This window comes from Bacillus sp. HY001 (genome assembly GCF_007558965.1).
In the GTDB taxonomy this organism is placed as follows: domain Bacteria; phylum Bacillota; class Bacilli; order Bacillales; family Bacillaceae_G; genus Bacillus_A; species Bacillus_A mobilis.
The window spans coordinates 374,116-397,750 of sequence record NZ_VLTE01000005.1 but is presented as its reverse complement, the minus strand read 5'-3'; the positions used below and the strand labels follow the sequence as shown (position 1 = coordinate 397,750).

The following is a 23,635-nucleotide window of genomic DNA, read 5'->3' as shown; positions in this document are numbered from 1 at the left end:
GGGTTTGTATGAGCAAGAAGCAGAAACAACAAAAGAAAAAGACTCACGTTCCTTTTCGGTTAAACGTGCTGTTTTTCTGCGTGTTTTTATTGTTCTCCGCGGTTATTGTAAGGCTTGGATATGTACAAATTGTTCGCGGTGAGGAATATAAGAATGAAGTGGAGAGGAAAGAGAACTCGACGATAAGTAATCCTGTACCACGTGGGAAAATATTTGACCGTTATGGACGAGCTGTAGTAGATAATGCAGCTGTACGTACGATTACATTTACAAAAATGAAAGGATCAACTGCAGAGGCTCGCTTAGAGACAGCGAAAAAGCTAGCAGATTTGATTGAAGTACCGACAGATAAATTAACAGATCGCGATAAAAAAGATTATTGGCTTGCTATGCATAAAGAGGAAGCGAAAGAAAAAATTACAAATAAAGATCGTCAAGAGTTAAAAGATAAAAAAATTGACGATAAAGAATTAGATGAGCGTCAACGAAGTCGCGTGACAGAAGAGGAAATGAATCAATTATCCGCAAAAGATTTAGAAGTACTAGCGATTAAAAGCAAAATGGACGGCGGATATGCAATGACACCTCAAGTCATTAAAAAGGATGCTACAGAAGTAGAATATGCGATTATTAGTGAAAACCTAGCAGCATTACCGGGTGTAGATACGAATGTTGATTGGGATCGAAAATATGTTTATGATGATTTATTCCGAAGTGTACTTGGCGGGGTGTCAACATCTGATGAAGGTTTACCTAGAGAAAGACTAGATTACTATCTTGTTCGTGATTATAATCGAAATGACCGCGTAGGGAAAAGTTATCTTGAGCAGCAATATGAAGATAGCTTGCACGGTAATAAAGCGGAAGTGAAAAATATTACAGATAAAAACGGTAATATTTTAGAAACGATTAATGTATCAAAAGGGCAAAGTGGTAATAATCTGAATTTAACAATTGATATGGAATTACAAAAGCGTGTAGAAGAAATTATCACTAAAAATTTATTGAGATATAAAGGGGGACAACCTCTGTTAGATCGTGCATTCGTTGTAATGATGAATCCAAAAAATGGTGAAGTTTTATCTATGGCAGGGAAACAGTTAGTGGAAGAAAATGGCGAAACGAAAGTGCAAGATTTCGCATTAGGAACGATGACAAGCTCTTATCCGATGGGATCAACTGTAAAAGGTGCGACAGTACTTACAGGCTATCAAACGAATGCGATTCAACCAGGTTCAGTTCAGCTCGATGAACCAATCGTGTTGAAAGGAACGCCGAAAAAATCTTCTTGGAAGACGATGGGATATATTAATGATCTGACAGCATTAAAAATGTCTTCTAACGTATATATGTTTAAAACAGCGATGAATATCGCAGGTGTTCAATATGTGAGAGGTGGTACGTTAGATATACCACAAAAAGCATTTGATACGATGCGTTATTATTTTGGACAGTTTGGACTTGGTGTGAAAACAGGTATTGATTTACCGAATGAATCAGCGGGTCAAACAGGTAAAGGAACTCAGCCAGGTTTCCTATTAGATTTATCAATTGGACAGTATGATACGTATACACCACTTCAATTAGCACAATATGTTTCAACAATTGCAAATGGTGGTTATCGTATGCAGCCGCAAGTTGTAAAGGAAATTCGTCAACCGGCAGCGAAACCAGACGAAGTTGGAAAAGTTGTTCATTCAATGGAACCGAAAGTACTAAACCGTATTGATATGCCTGAATCACAAATTAAACGTGTTCAGGAAGGATTTAGACAAGTATTTAACGATTCTGGTGGTACAGCTGCGAAATACTTTGCAGGTGCACCATATAAAGCTGCTGGTAAAACAGGTACAGCTCAAACTGTGTATGGCGGAGATAAAGAGATTGGTAGAAATGCAAAAAATGAACGTAAAGAGACATATAACTTAACGTTAGTAGGTTATGCGCCACTTGAAGACCCTGAAGTAGCATTTTCTGTTGTTGTACCTTGGGTAGATGATAAATCAGGTATTAACGGTTATATTAGTCGTGACATTATGGACGCGTACTTTGATTTGAAAAAAGTAGAAAATGGCGAAGCTACACAAGAGGAAATAGATAAGAAAAATAAAAATAAAAAGCAAGATGATGAATAAAAAAGTTGTAAAAAAGCACACTATCTGAAAAGATAGTGTGCTTTTTTTTATGGTTCACGCATACGTTTTAATAAAGTGGACAAGCATATCATATCGGAAAATCAAGGGCCTCATAATTGATATGGAGGATAACGGTTTTATGGACCAATCATCAGTGAAGATGAACAATGGCTACGGATTAAATTTTTACTTAATGTTGATTCTTGTGGAACTTTACAAAACTTTTACAAACAATTAAAACCGAATTAATAGTTTAGCAGTATTCTTATATCTGTAATCCTGTTATTTCCGGTTACTTCTAGGAGGAAGAACACGTGAAATGGATAAGTGCATCGATTAAAGTTTTCATACTGTCGACATGTTTCCTTTATGTTGGCACGTCTACTGCATTTGCTGTGAATGAAATGGGAGAAGTGAGAGTTGATGGATCCTCAACAGTTTTTCCTATTATAGAAGCGGTAGCGGAGGAATATACAAAGGTGCATCCAAACGTGAAAATTTCCATCAGTGTTTCTGGAACAGGAGGAGGATTTAATCGTTTCAGTAAAGGAGAAGTAGATATAAATAATGCTTCGAGATCAATGAAACAAGTGGAAGAAAATGAAATGAAGAAAAACTCCATTCAGTTTACACCGTTTGAAGTCGCTTACGATGGCCTTACGATCGTTGTGAGTCGCCAAAATACTTGGGTAGACAATATGACGGTAGACGAGTTACGTCTATTATGGAGTGAAGATGGAAGCGAAAAGCGATGGTCACAAATTCATTCATCATGGCCACGTGAACAGGTGAAGTTTTATGCGCCAGGTGTAGACTCTGGTACGTTTGATTATTTTCAAAATGTCATCTTACAAAATAGTCGCATTGTAAAAAAAGTCTCTTTGTCTGAAGATGATCAAGTTATTATGCAAGGGGTAATGAATGATAAAAATGCCATTGCTTTTGTAGGATATGCTTATTATATGGCCAATCGAGATAAGGTGAGAGCAATAAAAGTGAATGGTGTACTTCCGACGAAAGATACCATTCAATCAGGTAAGTATAAGCCATTATCTAGGCCGCTATTTGCTTATGTGAATGATGCATCTATCCGAAATAAAATGAATGTAGCAAATTATATTGAGTTTATGATTCAGCATGTAGGTAATCTTGCTGAAGAGATTGGATATGTAAAATTACCAAAAGAAAAATACAATGAACAGCTGCGGATGTTAACAGAAATAAAAAGGTAATGTCAGGGTGGAAAGGGGTTTTCATCTTTGGCTCATAATGACAAAAGTCAAATTACATTTTCTGTACAACATTTGATTGAAAGAAATACAAAACAAAGAAAAAAAACGCAGCGAATCAATCGAATCGTTCCATTATTACTAAAAATAATTGCTAGCGTGTCTATTGTGACGACACTTGGAATTATTTTTACATTGGCAAATGAAACATTGATGTTTTTTCAAAAAATACCATTACTCTCCTTTTTGACGGGAAAAGAATGGTTACCTTTTTTTGAAGATCCTAAATTCGGTATATTACCACTTATATGTGGAACGTTCCTTGTAACAGCAATTGCCATGCTCGTAGCAATTCCTATCGGCTTAGCGTGTGCCGTATTTTTAAGTGAATATGCTTCAAACGGTGCAAGGAAAGTATTAAAACCGATGTTAGAACTATTAGCAGGTATTCCGACAATTGTATATGGTTTTTTTGCATTAACAGTTGTCACACCGCTTTTACAACGGATTATACCAGATTTACAGTTTTTTAATGCGATCAGTCCAGGTATTGTTATTGGCTTTATGATGATACCTACAATTGCGTCTCTATCTGAAGACGCGATAAGAGCTGTAGCGAAAGGAATGAAAGAAGCTTCGTTAGCACTTGGAGCAACTCGGTTTGAGATGGTAAAACAAGTCGTGTTTCCTTCGGCTTTTACAGGGATTATGGCAGCGATCATATTAGCTGCTTCCAGAGCAATTGGTGAAACGATGATCGTTGTAATTGCAGCGGGATCCACACCGAATGTATCACTCGATCCGACACACTCTATTCAAACGCTAACAGCCTATATTGTGCAAGTGAGTTTAGGTGATGCTCCACATGGAACAATTACTTATTACAGCATGTATGCTGTAGGCGCAACTTTATTCTTATTTACTTTTATCATGAACATCATTTCGCAGTCTATTATGCGCCGCTTTAGGAGGGTGACATAATATGCGAATGTTGAATCATAAAAAAATACAAGAGAATATGGCATCACGCTTTTTAAAAGACCGAGTTTACAAATTGATATTTTATATAGCAATTTTATTTTCAATAGTAATACTGCTTATTTTACTTTTTCAAATTTTTGAAAAAGGTATAAGTTACCTTTCGTTAGATTTCTTTATAAACTTCGCTTCGCGTAATCCGAAAGAAGCTGGGATTGCTGCAGCTTTGTCAGGAACAATATTATTTATGAGTATTGTTATACCAGTCTCCTTTATATTTGGAGTCGGAACTGCTCTTTATTTAGAGCAATATGCGAAGGAATCTATATTTAAAAAGGTAATAGAAATTAATAATCAAACGTTAGCAGGAGTACCTTCCGTTGTATTTGGATTACTCGGCTTAACTATTTTTGTATATGCTCTTCATTTAGGTGAGAGTATTATTGCGGCGGCACTGACGATGAGTTTACTCGTTTTACCGACAGTTGTTGTAGCGAGTCAAGAAGCGATACGATCTGTGCCAAGTTCATTATTAGAAGCTTCTTACGGATTAGGTGCTACGAAGTGGCAAACGATGTATCAAATTGTATTGCCATATGCTTTCCCAGGAATTATAACGGGTTGTACGTTAGCGATATCAAGAGCGATTGGAGAAGCGGCACCGTTATTAGTTATCGGGGCACTTGCATTTGCAAATTATGTTCCATTTAGTATGTTTGATAGATTTACAGTTTTACCAATTCAAATTTTTAATTGGATGAGTAGGCCGCAAGAAGAATTTCAGTATGTAGCAGCTGCTGGAATGATTGTTTTGTTAGGTTTGTTGCTCTTTATCAATATATTTGTCTTATGGTTACGAAATCGAAAATAAGTTGGAAATGGATGAAAGGGGAATTCAAATGGTAGCAACAGTAGTAAATGTACAGGTGAAAAACGAGGAGAAAATCGAGACTGCACCAAAGAAAGTAGTATTTGATACGAAAAACTTAAATTTATGGTACGGAGAAGACCACGCTTTAAAAGATATTAACTTAAGCATTCATGAGAATGAAGTTACAGCAATTATCGGGCCAAGTGGTTGTGGTAAATCAACGTACTTAAAAACATTAAATCGTATGGTAGAGTTAGTACCGATCGTGCGAACTACAGGTGTAATTGAATATAGAGAACGCAATATATTTGATAAATCATACCCAGTTGAAGAATTAAGAACTCATGTGGGAATGGTGTTCCAAAAGCCAAATCCATTTCCAAAATCTATTTATGAAAATGTAGCATATGGACCGAAAATTCATGGTATTCGTGATAAGAAAACATTGGATGAGATTGTTGAAAAAAGTTTACGTGGAGCAGCGATTTGGGATGAGTTAAAAGATCGTTTGCATGATAATGCATACGGTTTATCTGGTGGACAGCAACAGCGTCTATGTATCGCACGTTGTTTAGCAATTGAACCAGACGTTATTTTAATGGATGAGCCAACATCGGCACTAGATCCAATTTCAACATTAAAAGTAGAAGAATTAATTCAAGAGTTAAAGAAAGACTTTAGTATTGTTATCGTAACGCATAATATGCAACAAGCAGCACGTATTTCAGACAAAACTGCTTTCTTCTTAAGTGGAGAAGTTGTGGAGTATACAGATACAAATAAATTATTTACGACACCTTCAGATAAGCGTACAGAAGATTATATTACAGGCCGATTTGGTTGATGTCGTTGCAAGGCTAAGAGCAAATACCCTCTTAACAGAGGGTATTCCTTATTTTGCTGAGAAGGAATACTTCTCCTATTTTAAGGCTGATTACAGAGAGAAGAGGCCTTAAAATAGGAGATTTATATATAATGGCACATAATATTGAGGGGGAAGAAACGATGGTAAGAGAACAGTTTCAGTGTGATTTAAAAACGTTACAACAAAAGGTGATTGAGCTTGGAGAGCTAGCGAGGGAGGCTTTATTGCTTGCTATGGAAGGTCTTCATAAAAGGGATGTAGAGAAAGCGTTAGAGGTAATAGATGGTGATTATCGTATGGATAATTTAGAAGAGGAAATAAATGATCTTGCGCTTATGCTTATTACGAAGCAGCAACCTGTAGCAAGTGATTTAAGAAGGATTTTCATTTCAATTAAAACAGCGACAGATTTAGAGCGTATTGCAGATCATGCCGTTAATATTGCAAAATCAACAATTCGTCTTGGGGAAAAAGAAGTGGTTGTTAGTTTGCACAATCTTGATGAAATGTTTGCAATTGCAGATAAGATGTTACAGTTAGCATTGGAAGCATATGAGCAAGAAAATTTAACTTTTGCGAAACAAATTGCTGAAATGGATGATTCAGTTGATGAAATATATGGGAAAGCGATTCGTGAATTTATATCTTCAGTTCCAGAACAACCAGAAGCGATTACACAAATCACACAATTATCCTTTGTGGCGCGATATATCGAGCGTGTAGCAGATCATATTACAAATATTGCTGAAAATGTTTTTTATTTAGTAAAAGGAAAGCATTACTTATTAAATGAATAAAGAAAAAAAGCAGGTGAAACATCACCTGCTTTTTTTAGTCAAAACATGACAAAAAAAGCTCGTTGTTTCCTTTAGTTTATGATGATAAGATGTATCATAATATAATGGAAAAAATAGGACATATATGTTATTCATTTCATAAGTAATATTTTACCTAATTAATAGTAAGCGCTTTCTTATTAGGTGTTTAAAAGGTACATGTATATAGGGAGTTTTACTGCCTGTAAAAGCCTGAGTGGTCAGGGTTAATAATCAGTGGGAGATGCAGCAAAATCCCTACTAATTAAAGTTTCATTTTATACTGCTAGTTAATGCGGGGTAGATAATATACATATCGTATATGAAGTTACTGAACATTATATAAGTGGAGGCTGAAGTATATGAAGGGGGTTATTTTAGCTGGAGGAAAAGGACGACGCCTTAGACCATTAACATGTAATACTCCAAAGCCGATGTTGCCATTATTAGAAAAGCCAGTTTTGGAATACAATATTGAATTATTACGTCAGCATGGTATTCGTGAAATTGCAATTACTGTTCAGTATATGAGCACAGCCATTAAGCAATATTTTGGTGACGGTAGCAAATGGGGCGTCAATTTGTACTACTTTGAAGACTCTCCGCCGCTTGGAACCGCAGGGAGTATTAAACAAGCGGAAACATTTTTAGATGAAACGTTTGTTGTGATAAGTGGGGATGCGTTAACTGATTTTCAATTATCAGAAGGAATTACGTTTCATGAGCAAAAGAAAAGAATGGTAACTATGTTTGTAAAGGAAGTAGAAAATCCACTCTCATTCGGTTTAGTTGTAATGAACAAAGAACAAGAGGTTACACGATATATAGAAAAACCGAGCTGGAATGAAGTAGTCTCTAATATTGTGAATACAGGTATATATATTATGGAGCCAGAAATTTTTTCTTACATACCGCCCCAAGAATTTTTTGATTTCAGTCAAGATGTGTTTCCATTATTGGCAAATAAGAACGCATTATTTGCATATTTGTCAGAAGGCTATTGGTTAGATATCGGTACATTTGATCAATATCGCCAAGCACAATTTGATTTGTTAACGAAAAAATTACAAGTGCCTATTCCTTATACGGAAGTATTGCCGATGGTATGGATGGGAGAAGGTGTGGCGATTGGAAAAGGAACGAAAATTCACGGCCCTTCTTTTATTGGAGAAGGAGCAAAGATTGGTGCTGGAGCTGTAATTGAGCCGTACTCTATTATCGGGAAAAATAGTATTGTTTCAAGTTATTCTCATCTGCAAAAAAGTATTGTTTTTGCAAATGCGCACATTGGGCAGTATTGTGAGCTATTAGAAACGACAATAGGAGAGCATACAATGGTGGAAGATGACGTTACACTGTTTCAAAAAAGCATTGTAGCGGATCATTGTCATATAGGGAAAAGTACGGTAATTAAGCAAAAGGGAAAACTATGGCCATATAAGGCGATTGACAGCTATTCGGTAGTAGGGTCGGCTGGTGTTCAAGAAAGTGAAAAAAGTGCAGGGTGGTTGCAAAAAAGCCGCATTGTAGGAAGAGGTAATGTTGAGATCACTCCTCAATTTATTGTGAAGGTTGCGATGGCGTATGGATCTCTTTTTGCTAAAGGAGAAAGTATATTAATCGGTAGTCAAGAACATATAGAAACGACTTCTTATAAAAATCTCTTTCTTCATGCGATTCATGGTATCGGGGTTCATACGATGGAATGCAAAGAAATGAACGAGTCGCTTTTTCAGTATAGTATTCAGGATTTACAATGTGCAGGTGGGGTTTTCATTCAAGTGGAAAATGAAAAAGAGGTTGTAATAAAGTTGTATGGTAAGGATGGGGTACAATTAACGTATAAGCAGCAAAAAGCGATAGAACAAGTATATATGTCTGAGTCGTTTTATTACGTATGTGAGAAGGAAATGGGACGGAATAAGCTAGTCCACGTTTCTTTACATGATTATATAGAGGCTGTATTAGAACGCATTGATATTGAAAAAATACAAAAACAGAAGTTTCATCTTCTTATTAATAAAAGAAATGATATGTTACAACATTTAATTATGCTCTTTTTGCAAAGGCTCGGATGCACAGTTACATGGATTTATGCAGGTGAACAAAAGGATCATGTGAAAGCCTTGATGAAATCAAGTAAAGCAAATATGGCACTTATGTTTTCGGAGCAAGGAAATTATTTCGAGTTATATGATAATCATAGTAATATTTACCAAGGTACAGATTTTGAGGAGGTAGATATTCCAGATTTATTGCTTGAATCGGCAGGAAATATTTACCCAATGTCTTTGAAATTAGGAGAATGTTACCTTCTATTTTATACGCAGGATGAAAAGAAGTCATTTCAAGCGAGATGGAAGAGAGATATTTTATATCGAATAGGAAAATTATTTGAGCTAATAGCATTGCAGGGAAAAACATTTCTCAGCATAGTAGAACAATCGCCTCCACTTTACTTACTGTGTGATGAAGTTGTATGTTCATGGAATGAAAAAGGGAAAGTAATGAGGAAATTATTAGCTGATATGGAAAGAAAAGAAGAAGGTATATTTGAAGGAGTACAGTTCAAATATACCGAAAAAGAGTGGTCTTATATCGTTTCCGACACAAAACAACCGAAATTTTTAGTGTATTCGCATGCTAGAAACCCAGTAATAGCAAGGGAAAACATGAAAAATCTTATAGAAAAAATTAGACAATATCAAAAGGTGTAGAATTTTTATTTTAAAAGTGGTATTATAGTATAGTCTGATTTAAGTTATTAGTACTGGAGGGAAATAAGAATGCGTGTGAATATTACTCTAGCATGTACAGAATGCGGAGATCGTAACTATATCTCAAAGAAAAACAAACGTAACAACGCTGAGCGTATCGAGCTTAAAAAGTATTGCAAGCGTGACAAGAAGTCTACGTTACACCGTGAAACAAAGTAAGCAGTAGGAATATTTTCCTACTGTTTCTTTTTTTATTCGATTCCTCTGTTAAAAGTGATACACTATCATCGTAGAGAAAAGTATCACTGTGAGGAGGAAAATGTGTGAGAGAAGAGAAACTACGTTTACGTAAACAAATAATAGAGCACATGAATTCTTTATCAGAAGAACGGTATACAACTTTATCAGAGCAAATTGCATTTTCGTTGTATGCGCAAAAAGAGTGGGTTGAAGCTAAAACAATCGGAATCACTCTCTCAATGGAAAATGAAGTGAATACATATCCTATTATCGAAAAAGCTTGGGAAGAGGGAAAGAACGTTGTTGTTCCGAAGTGTAATAAAGGAACACGAACAATGTCCTTCCGACAAATTAGTAATTTTGATCAATTAGAAACAGTGTATATGAATTTACGTGAACCAATTCCAGCGCTTACGGAAGAAGTTGGTGCAGATGACATTGATCTTCAAATCGTGCCGGGCGTAGCTTATACAGGGCGAGGAGAACGGATTGGATATGGCGGTGGCTATTATGATCGTTATCTCGTGCATTATAAAGGGAAAACGCTATCATTAGCTTATAGTTTTCAAATGGTGGAACATATTCCAGTAGAGCCGTTTGATAAAAATGTAGAAAAAATTATTACAGAAAAAGGAACAATGGTTAAAAATGGGCTTGTATAGACAAATAAAAATTGACGAGACTTTTTCTTCTTGATTATAATAAAATATGTGAACGTTTTCTTATTATAATTTTTTATAGTAAGTGAGCATAGAGGGTGATGAAATGGTATCTATTTATGATATTCAGCAATTGCTAAAGAAATTTGGTACGATTATTTATACGGGTGATCGAATTGCAGATTTACAATTAATGCAAGATGAATTGCGTGAATTAAATCAATCACAGCTAATCGATCCACAAGACTATCAAACAGCTTTATTTTTATTGAAGCAAGAAATTCAAAAAGAGCTAAATAAGAATTAGATAAAGGTAGGTAAGCAACATGGAAGAGAAATGGTTAGTTGGTGTTGACCTTGGTGGTACAACGATTAAATTAGCATTTATTAATGTGTACGGTGAAATTTTACATAAGTGGGAAATCCCTACGAATACAAATGAGCAAGGAAAACATATTACGCTTGATGTAGCGAAAGCTATTGATAAAAAGTTAGAAGAGTTAGGCGAATTGAAAAGCAAGTTAATCGGTATTGGTATGGGAGCTCCTGGTCCTGTACACGTGGCATCTGGAATGATTTACGAAGCGGTTAACTTAGGGTGGAAAAACTATCCGTTAAAAGATTTATTAGAGGTAGAAACAGGATTACCTGTTGTTATTGATAATGATGCAAACTTAGCAGCGCTTGGTGAAATGTGGAAAGGTGCTGGTGAAGGAGCAAAAGATTTAATTTGTATGACACTTGGCACCGGTGTTGGCGGCGGTGTAATTGCCAACGGTGAGATTGTACACGGCGTAAGCGGTGCTGCTGGTGAGATTGGACACATTACAGTCGTTACAGAAAATGCTTTCCCATGTAATTGCGGGAAGTCTGGTTGCCTAGAAACAGTAGCATCTGCAACAGGTATTGTGCGTGTTGCTATGCAAAAAATACAAGAGACTGATAAAGAGAGTATGCTACGTTCTATGTTAGCCGAAGAAGGGCGTATTACATCAAAAGATGTGTTTGAAGCACTTGGACAAGGTGACGAGCTAGCAAGCGAAGTAGTAGAAAAAGTAGCTTCTTATTTAGGATTAGCTGTAGCGAACCTTGCTAGTACGTTGAACCCAGAGAAAATTGTTATTGGTGGCGGTGTGTCTAAAGCTGGAGATGCACTATTAGAGCCAATTCAACGCTATTTCGAGCAATATGCTTTTTCACGTGCTGTAAAGAGCACGAAGTTAGCGATTGCAATACTTGGTAATGATGCAGGTGTTATCGGAGGAGCTTGGCTTGTAAAAAAGCACAAATACGAAGCGAAGATGGTATAAGTTGTGAAATATGAAAAGAGGAAGGGGAAACCCTTCCTCTTTTTGTGTGAAATCTTGATGAAGAATAAGATGTTAATGAATTAAGCTGCTGGTGGGTACCCGTTATATAGAACAGTCATGATCGTAAACCATCCGAAAACGAGTACAGTTGCAATTGCAAAGCCACCTGCGAAAAAGTTCTTTTCACGAAGTGTTCTAAGTGTAGCAAATACAGCTAACAGAGTGACTAACGCAAAAATAATAACAAGGCCCATACAATATCCTCCTCTGTCTACCCATTCTTCAATATGAGTTTTTTGAAAATTTACTCTTTTATATTGTACATGTTTTAAAAATGATTGTCGAGATAGCATCCTTTCTTTTCCTAAGAGAAAAAAATGTTGTATCATTGAAAGTAAGTTTAATAATTGGAGGAGATTTTCATATGAAATGGATACAAATGCCGTTAGGCCCATTACAAACGAATGCTTATATTTTAACGAATGATCAAAATGAGTGTATTATCTTTGATCCTGGTCACGAAGGAGAGAAGCTCGTTACATATTTACAAGAAGAACAATTAAAGCCACTGGCTGTTTTATTAACACATGCTCACTTCGATCATATTGGCGCTGTTGATGCGGTAAGAGACGCTTTTCATATTCCTGTGTACGTACATAAAGAAGAAGCAGATTGGTTAGGCGATGCAACTGTAAATGGCTCTCAAATTTTTATGATGAATCGCAGCATTACAGCAAAACCAGCAGATCATATTATTGATGCAGAAGGTGCACTAGCAATTGGTTCATTTAATTTTGAGATTTTTGAGACGCCAGGACATTCTCCGGGCAGTATTTCTTATTACTCTAAAGAGGCGAATGCTGTATTTTCTGGAGATGTATTGTTCCAAATGAGCATCGGAAGAACAGATTTACCTGGTGGAAGTTTTGCTGAATTGATTGGAAGTATTGAAGAAAAATTATTTGTATTACCAGATGAAACAGCGGTGCTATGTGGACATGGTCCAGAAACAAGCATTGGTTTTGAAAAAGAAAATAATCCATTTTTACAGTAAGGAGTCATGATGGGGATGGAGCTCATTTTAAAAGAACGGATGGGGAAAGAGAAGGATTATTCAATTTCGTATAGTACGTATATGAACCTTGTATTGTATACAGAGGGGCATGGCTATTATATGAAAGAACGTGAAAAAATTGGAAGACAAGGGGATTTTTTTACAAGTAGCAATGTATCCTCTGTTTTTGCAAAAACCTTTGCTAAGTTTTTTATTCGTCTTGTTGAAAATGGTGAAGTTGCTCCGAATATTTGTGAGATTGGTGGGGGAACAGGAAGGTTTGCCTATGATGTTTTACAAGAATGGAAGCAATTATCTCCAGAAACCTTTATTGATTTAAGTTATTCAATGATTGAAATGAGCCCTTTTCATAGAAACTTGCAGCAGGAAAATCTTTGTTCGTTTTCAAATGTGTCGTATTATACGTCGCATAGTGAAATGGGAGAATCGTTCGATGGGATTCTTTTTTCGAATGAGTTATTTGATGCATTTCCTGTTGAAGTAATTGAGAAGAGAAATGGAATGTTGTATGAGGTACGTGTTACGTACACGGAGGAAGGGAAACTTTCAGAAGTATGGAGGCCGTTACATAAAAGCATCGGTCGATACTTATTGAAATATAATATTCATCTTGCAGAAGGTCAACGTTTTGAAGTGCCAATTGCGATGGAAGAATATATAAAAGAAATTGCGAAATGGTTTCAAAAAGGTATATGTATTACAGTTGATTATGGATATACAAAAGAAGAATGGATGCATCCTGCACATCAAGAAGGAAGTTTACGAGGGTATTACGAGCATAAGCTAATCCGCAATCCTTTAGCACATCCAGGTGAAATGGATCTTACTACTCATATTCATTGGGACGAACTGAAAGAGATGTTTAGCTTGCAAGGCATGAATACAGTATGGCATAAGAAGCAGTCTGAATTTTTGTTAGCAGCAGGAATATTAGATCAGCTTACGGGTCACCAAGATAGAAATCCTTTTTCTGAAACTCAAAAACAAAATCGTGCAGTTCGTTCTATGATTTTGAGCGGAGGATTAGGGGATGCATTTGATGTTGTTATACATACGAAACATATGAAACAGTTACGCCTGGAACGGTATTTGAAAATATAAAAAAACAAGACACAGCATATTTCTGTGTCTTGTTTTTTAATACGACTTATGTAGCATCATATATTTCCTCTCATGATATATATTTATATTAAAGATATGAGATAAAAAATATAGAATACGCCCTTTTTCTCTGTTTATGAGTCCCTAACCCAATAATACGCGAACGAGTTGAATAATTGTCTCGTTTTCTACTTTGTAATAAATTTCTAATCCTTTTCTTTCACTTGAAACGATTTTAGCACTTTTTAACTTTGCTAAATGCTGTGAAATTGTAGATTGTGGCATGTTTAAGCCAGTGTACATTGTAGAAACGTTGCTTGGACCACGTTCAATTAATCCTTTTACAATACATAAGCGAACAGGATGAGCAAGTACTTTCAATAATTCTGCATTGCTTTCATATAGTTCTATTTCTTTTTGAAAGGTTTCTAACATGTTCTTTTCCACCTCCGTGTGAGCTGTTATACCATACTATACATACCAAAAAATTAAAGAAAAGAAAACAGTTGTTGCAGAAAAAAAGTCCTAAAGTAAAGAAATTGTAAGAAAAGAGACCCTGATGTAAATAAAGTAGATAAATTAGCACGGTTTTGTAAAATGACATTTTTGGGTGAAAATTTCGATGCGTTTTAAAAATTGAAAGATATAGATATATTTGTAACACAATTTTATCATGAATTTCTTATTCTTTCAAATGAATATACGAAATTTTTAAAATAATATGACAAAGGAATTATAATGTTATATATAGAATATAAAACAGGTTATAAGAAAAGAAGCTGAACGTAGTCAGCTTCTTTATGGTGAAAACGAAATGTTTGAATATAGCTGATAAATTTTAGAATTACCAAGACATTAGTTATATATTCTAGCGTTCACCTTGTATTAATTTTAAAAATCTGTGATTCCATATATTTTCATAAAAATCAATTGTATCTTTTGCAGACATAAATGCATTATTTAATGTAGAGGTTGCTTTCTGTACCATGAAGTTTTCGTATCCTAGTCCATGAGCGAATTTAATCGTAGCATCCATACAGTACTCTGTTTGGGCACCACAAAATTCAATACGATGTACAGATAATTGATCTAAAACCTCTTTTAAGTTTGTCTTATAAAATGAATTGGCATGTGTCTTTCTTACAAAAAAATCTTGTTCTTGAACATCTAAATCAGCATGAATAGCCCAAATTTCTTTTTCGGGTACTAAATCATCATCACAATGTTGAACGAAAAGAATTGGTTTATTTGATTTTCTGTATGAAGAAATTCTGGTATTCACTTTTGTAAGTAAGTTTTGTAAATCAAATAAATGTTCTTCGCTATAACATACTCCATTTTGTAAATCGATAACGATTAAAACATCTGCACAAGTATCCATTATTTTTGCCCCTTTTTTTACTTCTTAATATATCAATTAATTTATTACTTGGAAATAGATGGTTCTCTTTCGTTTTTTTTATGAACTATAAGAAAAGTAAAATATACGCAACAGCATAAAAAGAAGATATGAAAATTTAATTTCATATCTTCTTTTCTCTCTATGCATTTACAGGTTCTTCTACATAAGAAAGGGCATTTTCAAAATCGGATATTAAATCGTCAACATTTTCAAGGCCGACGGATAATCGAAGTAATGAATTAGAAATCCCTCTTTCATCACGAGCTTCTTGTGATAGTGCTGCATGTGACATTTTAGCTGGGTAGGAAAGAATCGATTCGACAGCTCCTAAACTAACGGCAAAGACAGGCAATTTTACTTTTGATAAAAATTGGCGGAGTGCGTCTTCTGATTGTAAAGTGAAAGATAGGACAGCTCCGGCTGATGTAGCTTGAGATTGTTGAATATCAAATCCAAGATGTGTTTGTAAACCAGGATAATAGACATTTTGAACTTTAGCGTGCTCTTGTAAATAGTGTGCAATTTTATTGGCGTTAGCAGCCGAGTGCTCCAGACGTACATGTAATGTTTTTAGGCCACGAAGCACGAGAGAACAATCTTGAGGACCTAAAATAGCGCCGAATGCATTTTGTAAAAATCCAAGTTTTTGGGCGAGTTCGGCATCTCTTACAACAGCTAATCCGGCAGTAACATCACTATGACCAGCAATGAATTTTGTGGCACTATGAAGAACGACGTCGGCACCAAGATCAAGTGGTTTCTGGAATAGTGGTGTCAAAAATGTATTATCAACAAAAGTAAGGGCATTAATAGATTTTGCAAGTTTAGAAACAGCACGAATATCTGTCACTTTTAAAAGTGGATTAGAAGGTGTTTCCACATAAAAGAGTTTTGTATTTGGCTTAATGTTTTGCTTTATTTCTTCTAAATTGGTCATATCAACAAATGTATGTGAAACACCGTAACGGGAGAGAACTTCAGTTATAATTCGATAAGTGCCTCCGTATACGTCTTCTGAAATGAGTACGTGATCACCTTGTGAAAGAAGGAGGAATGCAGTAGAAATCGCTGCAATTCCCGATGCGAAGGCAAATCCTTTTGTTCCGCCTTCCAATAAAGCAATGATATCTTCAAGAGCTTCACGTGTTGGATTACCAGATCGGCTATAGTCATATTTCCCGAACGTATCTACATCAAATTGGTGAAATGTTGATGTGTTATAGATGGGAACGTTAACAGCTCCTGTTTGCGAGTCATGTTTATATTGGTTGTGCAGTAAGAGTGTATCTATAGAATAACTCATATTCTTACACCTTCTTTTACAAGTTTAATGGCTTGCTTTAAGTCTTGAATTAAATCGTTACTATTTTCGATGCCAACAGAAAATCGAAGAAGACGATTGCATACACCGTTTGCTGTTCTGATTTCTTCAGGAATATCAGCGTGTGTTTGCGTTGCTGGATATGTCATTAAACTTTCAACACCACCAAGACTCTCAGCGAATGTAATTAAGGATAAAGATTGTAAGAATGGATTAATCCATGTTTCATCTTTCAGGCGAAATGAGATCATGCCGCCTCTTCCAGGATAAAATACATCTGTCACCCCGTCTTCATCATTTAAATAAGCAACAACTGCTTTTGCATTTTCTTCATGTTGCCTCATACGAAGCGCTAACGTTTTCATGCCACGAATTAATAGCCATGAGTCAAATGGACTTAAGACCGCACCAGAGGCATTATGATAATGAGCGATTTCCTCGCAAAGTTCCTTTCCTTTTGCAACGACAAGTCCGCTTAGTACATCGTTATGCCCACCTAAATATTTCGTTGCACTATGCAGTACAATGTCAGCACCTTCTGTTAATGGTTGCTGTATATAAGGCGTGTAGAATGTGTTGTCTACAATAAGGAGTAGTCCGTGTCTTTTCGCTACAGTTGCGACAGCGGCAATATCAGTAACTTGCATTAATGGATTAGTCGGAGTTTCTATGAAAATAGCTTTCGTTTCAGTTGTGATAGCTTTCTCAATTTGTTTAATAGATTGTGTATTTACGTATCTACATCGAACGTTCCACTTTTTTTCGTGCTCAGAAAATAATCGATAAGTGCCGCCGTATAAATCTTCAGACACAATAAGTTCGTCTCCAGAACGGAATAGCGAAAGGACGAGAAGAACGGCCGCCATTCCGGAGCTACAGGCATAACCTTGTTCGCCGTATTCTAAGTCTGCGATTGCCTGTTCTAAAAGACCGCGAGTTGGATTTCCAGTTCGTGAATAGTCAAAACCAGTAGATTTACCAATTCCTTCGTGACGATAAGCAGTTGAGAAATAAACAGGTGGATTAACAGTTCCTGTTGTAGTTTCGCTCCGGTTTCCGATTTGTGCTAGTTTTGTTTCAATAGTTGACATGTGAAAATTCCTCCTTTTTAAATTAACAATTAAGTGAATGTAAAATAAAAAAAGCCTTCTAAGAAGAAGGCTTTCGGTTTGAATAGAGTCTTCTTCTCATCTGTCAAATCTTTCACAATTTGCTGGAATTAGCACCTTATTAACAAATGTTAATGGTTGCTGAGGCGTCATAGGGCCAGTCCCTCTACCTCTCTAGATAAGAATGTTCGTATGAAATTTTATTATGTTTTTAACTTTACAACAAAAGATAATTGAATTGCAACTTTATTTTAAATAATTTTTATTTTTCCGCAAGTGTCATTGACTTTTGTATTTGTGCATGCTAAATTTATTAAAAAATTAACAAACATTGTTAAAAGGGGAACGCATTTCCTTTTAGCTACATAAATAAAATAATAAAGACAAACTCTTATTGAGAGCGGTGGAGGGAAAGGCCCTGTGAAACCCGGCAACCTTCAAACGAAATGTTTGAAACGGTGCTAATACCTGCAAAACGAATGTTTTGCATAATAAGAGGAGGATCAATTATGTCCCCCTCTTCAAAGTGAAGAGGGGGTTTTTATATTGATAGAAATGAGGGAGATTTGTGAAATTACTAGATTTATTATCAAAAGGAATTGTAATAGGTGATGGCGCGGTTGGGACATTATTACATTCACATGGCTTGCAAAGTAGTTTTGAAGAATTGAATATATCTGATCCAGATTTAATTATATCGATTCATAAGCAATATGTAGCTGCTGGGGCTGATGTAATTCAAACAAATACGTACGGAGCAAATGAAGCGAAATTACGTATGTATGGTTTAGAAAATCAAGTTACTGAAATTAATAGAGCGGCAGTAAAATTGGCGAAAGCATCTGTGACAGATCGAAATGCAATTTTAGGAACGATTGGCGGTATGAAACATATCGGAGCTGTTACAACGACTGATATGGAAAGAGAATTTATGCTACTTGAGCAGGCAAGTGCATTACTAGAAGAACAGGTTGATGGACTGCTATTAGAGACTTTCTATGATGAGTTTGAATTACTTCATGCTGTTCAGGTGTTACGAAAGCAAACGAACATTCCAATTGTAGCTCAATTAGCGTTACATGAGGCAGGTACGACTCAAAATGGAAATGATGTAAATGAAATATTAAAACAGCTTTTAGATTACGGTGCAAATGTTGTTGGATTGAACTGCCAACTAGGACCACTTCATATGACGGAAGCTTTTAAAATGATATCGATTCCGCAAAATGGATATTTGTCAGCATATCCGAATGCAGGTCTCCCAAATTATGTGGAGGGACGTTACGTATATGAGGGAAGTCCAGCTTATTTCGAAGCGATGACGCCGAAGTTTATTGAGCAAGGTATTCGGTTATTAGGTGGTTGTTGTGGCACGACTCCAGAGCATATTGAAAGTATGAAACGTGCAATTGCAAATGTTACGCCTGTAATAGAAAAGGATACGATTCAAAGACCGAAAGTAGTTCATACACACGAGAAACGTTCGAAAGCTCATGTCACATTAGCAGAGAAAGCAAAAAAACAAACGACAGTAGTAGTGGAATTAGATCCACCGAAAACGTTAGATACGCAGCGGTTTTTTGAAGGCGCAAGAGCATTGAAAAGAGCTGGAGCAGATGCTATTACTCTAGCAGATAATTCATTAGCATCGCCTCGCGTCTCGAATATGGCAATGGGAGCATTATTAACGAAGCACGATATTCCGGTATTGACTCACTTAACGTGTAGAGACCATAACGTCATCGGACTACAATCTCATTTATTAGGCTTATCAGCGTTAGGCATGGAAGAAGTGCTAGCTTTAACTGGAGATCCGGCACGTGTTGGTGATTTTCCAGGTGCCACTTCTGTATATGATTTGTCCTCTATTGAGCTCATTAAAATGATCAAAGAAATGAACGATGGGCGCTCCATTTTAGGGAAATCAATAGGTCCAGCAACAAGATTTTCAGTGGGAGGTGCGTTTAATCCGCATGTAAGACATTTAAAGGCAGCGGTTAAGCGAATGGAACGGAAAATAGATGCTGGAGCGGAATATTTCTTAACGCAGCCGATTTACGATATCGCGTTAATTAAAGAAGTATATGAAGCGACAAAGCATTTGGAACAACCTATTTTTATTGGGATTATGCCATTAATAAGTAAACGGAATGCAGATTTTCTTCATTTTGAGGTGCCAGGCATTACACTACCTGAAGAAATAAGGGAGAGAATGGATGGACATGAAACGAAAGAGGCAGCAATTGAGGAAGGAATTCGCATTTCACAAGAATTAATCGATGCGGCGATGAAATATTTTAACGGCATTTATCTTATTACACCATTTCTAAAATATGAAATTACAGAACATCTTGTTAAATATGTGAGAGAAAAGCAAGAAGTGAAAGAAGGTATTAACTGATGAAATGTATAGAAGAAAAATTACAAAATAACATCTTAATATTAGATGGGGCAATGGGAACAATGATTCAGCAAGAGGACTTAACTGCGGAAGATTTCGGAGGAGAAGAGTACGAAGGTTGTAATGAATATTTAGTAGAAACAAGGCCTGATGTCATTTTAAAGATTCATAAAGCTTATATTGAAGCTGGAGCGGATATTATTGAAACAAATACATTTGGGGCGACAAATATTGTATTAAGTGATTATGAGTTGTCGCATTTAGATGAGGAACTAAATGAGAAGGCTGCGCGTTTAGCGAAGCAAGCGGTCAACGAAAGTGGGAAGGAAGTATATGTTGCGGGAGCAATGGGACCGACAACGAAAGCGATTAGTGTTACTGGTGGTGTGACGTTTGAAGAATTAATTGAAGCCTATACAAGGCAGGCAAGAGGATTATTAAATGGCGACGTAGATGTATTACTCGTTGAGACGAGTCAAGATATGCGTAACGTGAAGGCTGCTTATATTGGAATTCAAGCTGCTTTTGACGAACTAAATAAAATTGTGCCTATCATGATTTCAGGAACGATTGAACCGATGGGAACGACTCTGGCGGGGCAAACAATTGAGGCTTTTTACTTATCGGTAGAACATATGAAGCCATTGTCTGTTGGATTAAACTGTGCGACTGGTCCAGAGTTTATGAGAGATCATATTCGTTCCCTATCTGATTTGTCGGAGTGTTACATTTCTTGTTATCCAAATGCAGGTCTTCCTGATGAAGATGGACATTATCATGAATCTCCATCTTCTCTCGCTGAAAAAGTGAAGCGATTTGCTGAAGAAGGATGGGTTAATATTATCGGTGGTTGTTGTGGCACAACACCAGAACATGTAAAAGCAATGAAATCTGCGTTAGCGTCTCTTAAGCCGCGTGAACAGCAAGAGAGAGCTGGACATGGAGTTAGTGGATTAGAGGCACTTCAATATGATGATTCTATGAGACCGTTATTTGTTGGTGAAAGAACAAACGTTATTGGATCACGTAAATTTAAACGATTAGTAGCAGAAGGGAAATTTGAAGAGGCTGCTGAAGTCGCAAGAGCGCAAGTGAAGAAAAATGCTCATATTATTGATATTTGTATGGCAGATCCTGATCGCGATGAAATAGAAGATATGGAAAACTTCTTGGCAGAAGTTACGAAAGTGTTAAAAGTACCGATTATGATTGACTCAACAGATGAAAATGTGATGGAGCGAGCTCTTACTTATATTCAAGGAAAAGCTGTTATTAATTCAATTAATTTAGAAGATGGAGAAGAACGATTTAAAAAGGTGACGCCACTCCTTCGGAAATATGGTGCTGCTATTGTTGTAGGAACAATTGATGAAGATGGTATGGCGGTTAGTGCAGAACGAAAACTCGAAATTGCGAAAAGAAGTTATGAGTTATTGACGACGAAATATGGTATACGCCCGTCAGATATTATTTTTGATGCACTAGTATTTCCTGTAGGTACAGGTGATGAAGAATATATTGGCTCGGCGGCAGCGACGATAGAAGGGATTCGTCTTATTAAAGAAGCGTTACCAGAGTGTTTAACGATTTTAGGTGTAAGTAACATATCATTTGGTTTACCACCAGCTGGACGCGAAGTATTAAATTCCGTCTTTTTATATCATGCAACGAAAGCAGGATTAGATTATGCGATTGTGAATACGGAAAAATTAGAGCGGTATGCGTCAATTCCTGAGGAAGAAAAACGTCTTGCAGATGCATTGCTTTTTGAAACGACGCAAGCGACGTTGGAAGAATTCACAAACTTCTATCGCGTGGCAAAAAAGAAAGATGTCGTTATCCAAGAAACATTAACTCTTGATGAAAGGCTAGCAAATTACATTGTAGAAGGTACGAAGCAAGGGTTACAAGAAGATTTAAGTCTTGCACTTACAGAAGGAAGAAAACCTTTAGATATTATTAATGGTCCACTTATGACAGGAATGGATGAGGTGGGACGATTATTTAATAATAATGAGCTTATCGTTGCTGAAGTATTGCAAAGTGCTGAAAGTATGAAAGCTGCCGTAAGCTATTTAGAGCCACATATGGAATCTAGCGATAGTGCGAAAAAAGGGAAAGTATTATTAGCAACTGTTAAAGGTGACGTACATGATATTGGGAAAAACCTCGTTGAAATTATTTTATCGAATAACGGATATGAGATTATTAATTTAGGAATCAATGTTCGCTCAGATCGAATTGTACAAGAAGTACAAGAAAAGAAGCCTGATATTATTGGTCTTTCTGGTTTATTAGTAAAATCAGCGCAACAAATGGTAACGACTGCTGAAGATTTAAAAGCAGCAAATATTGATGTTCCAATCGTTGTAGGTGGGGCAGCGTTAACGAGAAAGTTTACAGATAACCGTATTTCACCATCATATAAAGGGCTCGTATGCTATGCGAGTGATGCGATGACTGGTCTGGATATTATTAATAAGCTTCAAAAGGAAGAAGAGCGTGAGAAGATGAAACAAGATAAAAAAGAGCGTCATCTTCATATCGTAGAAAAAGAGGAGAAGAAAGTAGAGATTCCAGCAGTAATTGAGCCATTACCGAAGGCAGAGGTTATAGTGCCTGATTCAACAAAGCGAATTGTATTACGTGATATTCCAGCCCTTCATCTCGCCCCATTTTTAAATAGACAGATGTTACTTGGACATCACCTTGGATTAAAAGGAAATGTGAAGAAGCTCTTGCGAGAGGGAGATAAAAGGGCGCACGAATTAAATGATTTAATAGACGAACTATTGCAGGAAGGACAATCTTGGTTAAAACCGAAAGCAGTGTATCAATTTTTCCCAGCGCAAAGCGACGGACAAAATATTGTAATATATGATTCTGAAGATCATACGCGTGTTATAGAGCGTTTCACATTCCCTAGACAAGGAAAAGCACCATATCGTACTTTAGGTGATTATTTACGCCCAGTTGGAGATGAGATGGACTATGTTGCTTTCCTATCTGTTACGGTTGGGGAAGGTGTTCGGGACATTGCTGAAGAGTGGAAGGCGAAGGGTGATTATTTACGCAGTCATGCCATTCAATCATTAGCGCTTGAACTAGCAGAAGGACTTGCTGAAAAAACACATATGCTCATTCGTGATCGCTGGGGTATTCCAGATTCACCAGAACTGACGATGGAAGAACGTTTCCGTACGAAATATAGAGGGATACGCGTGTCCTTCGGTTATCCAGCATGTCCAGAACTTGCAGATCAAGAAAAGTTATTTCGCTTAATTCACCCAGAAGAAATAGGTATTTCATTAACGGAAGGATTTATGATGGAGCCAGAAGCATCTGTGACGGCTATGGTATTTTCTCACCCTGAGGCAAGATATTTTAGTGTATTATAGTGTAGAAGG

General features: G+C 36.5%; 20 protein-coding genes and 2 riboswitches. Of the genes, 15 read left to right on the top strand and 5 right to left on the bottom strand.

Annotated elements, in window-relative coordinates:
* Nucleotides 1-8: 8 nt before the first annotated feature.
* From FOT98_RS04825 to glcK, 11 genes are all read left to right on the top strand, one after another.
* Nucleotides 9-2,135, top strand: coding sequence for a peptidoglycan D,D-transpeptidase FtsI family protein (locus FOT98_RS04825; RefSeq protein ID WP_063260798.1), 2,127 nt, complete (start codon nt 9-11; stop codon nt 2,133-2,135).
* Between the two features lie 314 nt (nt 2,136-2,449).
* On the top strand, nt 2,450-3,367 hold the full coding sequence (gene phoX / locus FOT98_RS04820; RefSeq protein ID WP_063260799.1) for a phosphate ABC transporter substrate-binding protein PhoX: 918 nt from the start codon (nt 2,450-2,452) through the stop codon (nt 3,365-3,367).
* 27 nt (nt 3,368-3,394) lie between these two features.
* A complete protein-coding gene (gene pstC, locus FOT98_RS04815) occupies nt 3,395-4,345 on the top strand; it encodes a phosphate ABC transporter permease subunit PstC (RefSeq protein WP_063260800.1) in 951 nt (316 codons plus the stop codon).
* A 1-nt stretch (nt 4,346) separates the two neighbouring features.
* Nucleotides 4,347-5,213, top strand: a complete 867-nt coding sequence (gene pstA, locus FOT98_RS04810) for a phosphate ABC transporter permease PstA (protein ID WP_061677351.1) — start codon at nt 4,347-4,349, stop codon at nt 5,211-5,213.
* Nucleotides 5,214-5,241: 28 nt separating this feature from the next.
* Nucleotides 5,242-6,057 carry a phosphate ABC transporter ATP-binding protein gene (pstB, locus tag FOT98_RS04805; RefSeq protein ID WP_000226681.1) on the top strand — a complete coding sequence of 272 codons (816 nt, stop codon included), beginning with the start codon at nt 5,242-5,244 and terminating at the stop codon, nt 6,055-6,057.
* 161 nt (nt 6,058-6,218) lie between these two features.
* A complete protein-coding gene (gene phoU, locus FOT98_RS04800) occupies nt 6,219-6,875 on the top strand; it encodes a phosphate signaling complex protein PhoU (protein WP_033656402.1) in 657 nt (218 codons plus the stop codon).
* Nucleotides 6,876-7,255: 380 nt separating this feature from the next.
* Nucleotides 7,256-9,610 (top strand): sugar phosphate nucleotidyltransferase, encoded by a 2,355-nt coding sequence (locus tag FOT98_RS04795; RefSeq protein WP_063260801.1) that lies wholly within the window; start codon nt 7,256-7,258, stop codon nt 9,608-9,610.
* 69 nt (nt 9,611-9,679) lie between these two features.
* Entirely contained in the window at nt 9,680-9,829 is a 150-nt protein-coding gene (gene rpmG, locus FOT98_RS04790; protein ID WP_001265616.1) for a 50S ribosomal protein L33, read from the top strand.
* A gap of 104 nt (nt 9,830-9,933) precedes the next feature.
* The gene (locus FOT98_RS04785) at nt 9,934-10,512 is read left to right on the top strand and encodes a 5-formyltetrahydrofolate cyclo-ligase (protein ID WP_063260802.1); all 579 of its coding nucleotides are present in this window, start codon (nt 9,934-9,936) and stop codon (nt 10,510-10,512) included.
* A gap of 103 nt (nt 10,513-10,615) precedes the next feature.
* Nucleotides 10,616-10,816, top strand: a complete 201-nt coding sequence (locus FOT98_RS04780) for a YqgQ family protein (protein ID WP_000253699.1) — start codon at nt 10,616-10,618, stop codon at nt 10,814-10,816.
* Nucleotides 10,817-10,835: 19 nt separating this feature from the next.
* Nucleotides 10,836-11,819, top strand: a complete 984-nt coding sequence (gene glcK / locus FOT98_RS04775; protein ID WP_063260803.1) for a glucokinase — start codon at nt 10,836-10,838, stop codon at nt 11,817-11,819.
* Nucleotides 11,820-11,899: 80 nt separating this feature from the next.
* Here the strand turns inward: glcK and FOT98_RS04770 are convergent, their stop codons facing one another.
* Nucleotides 11,900-12,073 carry a DUF2759 domain-containing protein gene (locus FOT98_RS04770; RefSeq protein WP_000524846.1) on the bottom strand — a complete coding sequence of 58 codons (174 nt, stop codon included), beginning with the start codon at nt 12,071-12,073 and terminating at the stop codon, nt 11,900-11,902.
* 170 nt (nt 12,074-12,243) lie between these two features.
* Here FOT98_RS04770 and FOT98_RS04765 point away from each other — a divergent pair, with 170 nt between their 5' ends.
* Together FOT98_RS04765 and FOT98_RS04760 are read left to right on the top strand one after the other, a co-directional pair.
* Nucleotides 12,244-12,873 (top strand): MBL fold metallo-hydrolase, encoded by a 630-nt coding sequence (locus FOT98_RS04765; RefSeq protein ID WP_063260804.1) that lies wholly within the window; start codon nt 12,244-12,246, stop codon nt 12,871-12,873.
* Between the two features lie 9 nt (nt 12,874-12,882).
* Complete coding sequence (locus FOT98_RS04760) at nt 12,883-13,995, top strand: class I SAM-dependent methyltransferase (RefSeq protein WP_063260805.1); 1,113 nt, start codon at nt 12,883-12,885, stop codon at nt 13,993-13,995.
* Nucleotides 13,996-14,139: 144 nt separating this feature from the next.
* Here the strand turns inward: FOT98_RS04760 and FOT98_RS04755 are convergent, their stop codons facing one another.
* From FOT98_RS04755 to metI, 4 genes are all read right to left on the bottom strand, one after another.
* A complete protein-coding gene (locus FOT98_RS04755; protein ID WP_000894375.1) occupies nt 14,140-14,430 on the bottom strand; it encodes an ArsR/SmtB family transcription factor in 291 nt (96 codons plus the stop codon).
* A gap of 433 nt (nt 14,431-14,863) precedes the next feature.
* Entirely contained in the window at nt 14,864-15,376 is a 513-nt protein-coding gene (locus FOT98_RS04750; RefSeq protein WP_063260806.1) for a cysteine hydrolase family protein, read from the bottom strand.
* Between the two features lie 160 nt (nt 15,377-15,536).
* Complete coding sequence (gene metC / locus FOT98_RS04745; protein WP_063260807.1) at nt 15,537-16,700, bottom strand: cystathionine beta-lyase; 1,164 nt, start codon at nt 16,698-16,700, stop codon at nt 15,537-15,539.
* Entirely contained in the window at nt 16,697-17,809 is a 1,113-nt protein-coding gene (gene metI / locus FOT98_RS04740) for a cystathionine gamma-synthase/O-acetylhomoserine thiolyase (RefSeq protein WP_061677367.1), read from the bottom strand. Before metI ends, metC begins: the two co-directional genes overlap by 4 nt.
* Nucleotides 17,810-17,902: 93 nt before the next feature.
* Nucleotides 17,903-18,012: riboswitch (SAM riboswitch) on the bottom strand.
* 203 nt (nt 18,013-18,215) lie between these two features.
* A riboswitch (SAM riboswitch) is annotated at nt 18,216-18,325 on the top strand.
* Nucleotides 18,326-18,395: 70 nt separating this feature from the next.
* Between metI and FOT98_RS04735 the strand changes: the two genes are divergently transcribed.
* Together FOT98_RS04735 and metH are read left to right on the top strand one after the other, a co-directional pair.
* Nucleotides 18,396-20,228, top strand: coding sequence for a bifunctional homocysteine S-methyltransferase/methylenetetrahydrofolate reductase (locus tag FOT98_RS04735; RefSeq protein ID WP_063260808.1), 1,833 nt, complete (start codon nt 18,396-18,398; stop codon nt 20,226-20,228).
* A complete protein-coding gene (metH, locus tag FOT98_RS04730; protein WP_063260809.1) occupies nt 20,228-23,626 on the top strand; it encodes a methionine synthase in 3,399 nt (1,132 codons plus the stop codon). The genes FOT98_RS04735 and metH overlap by 1 nt, the downstream gene beginning before the upstream one ends.
* Nucleotides 23,627-23,635: the final 9 nt, after the last annotated feature.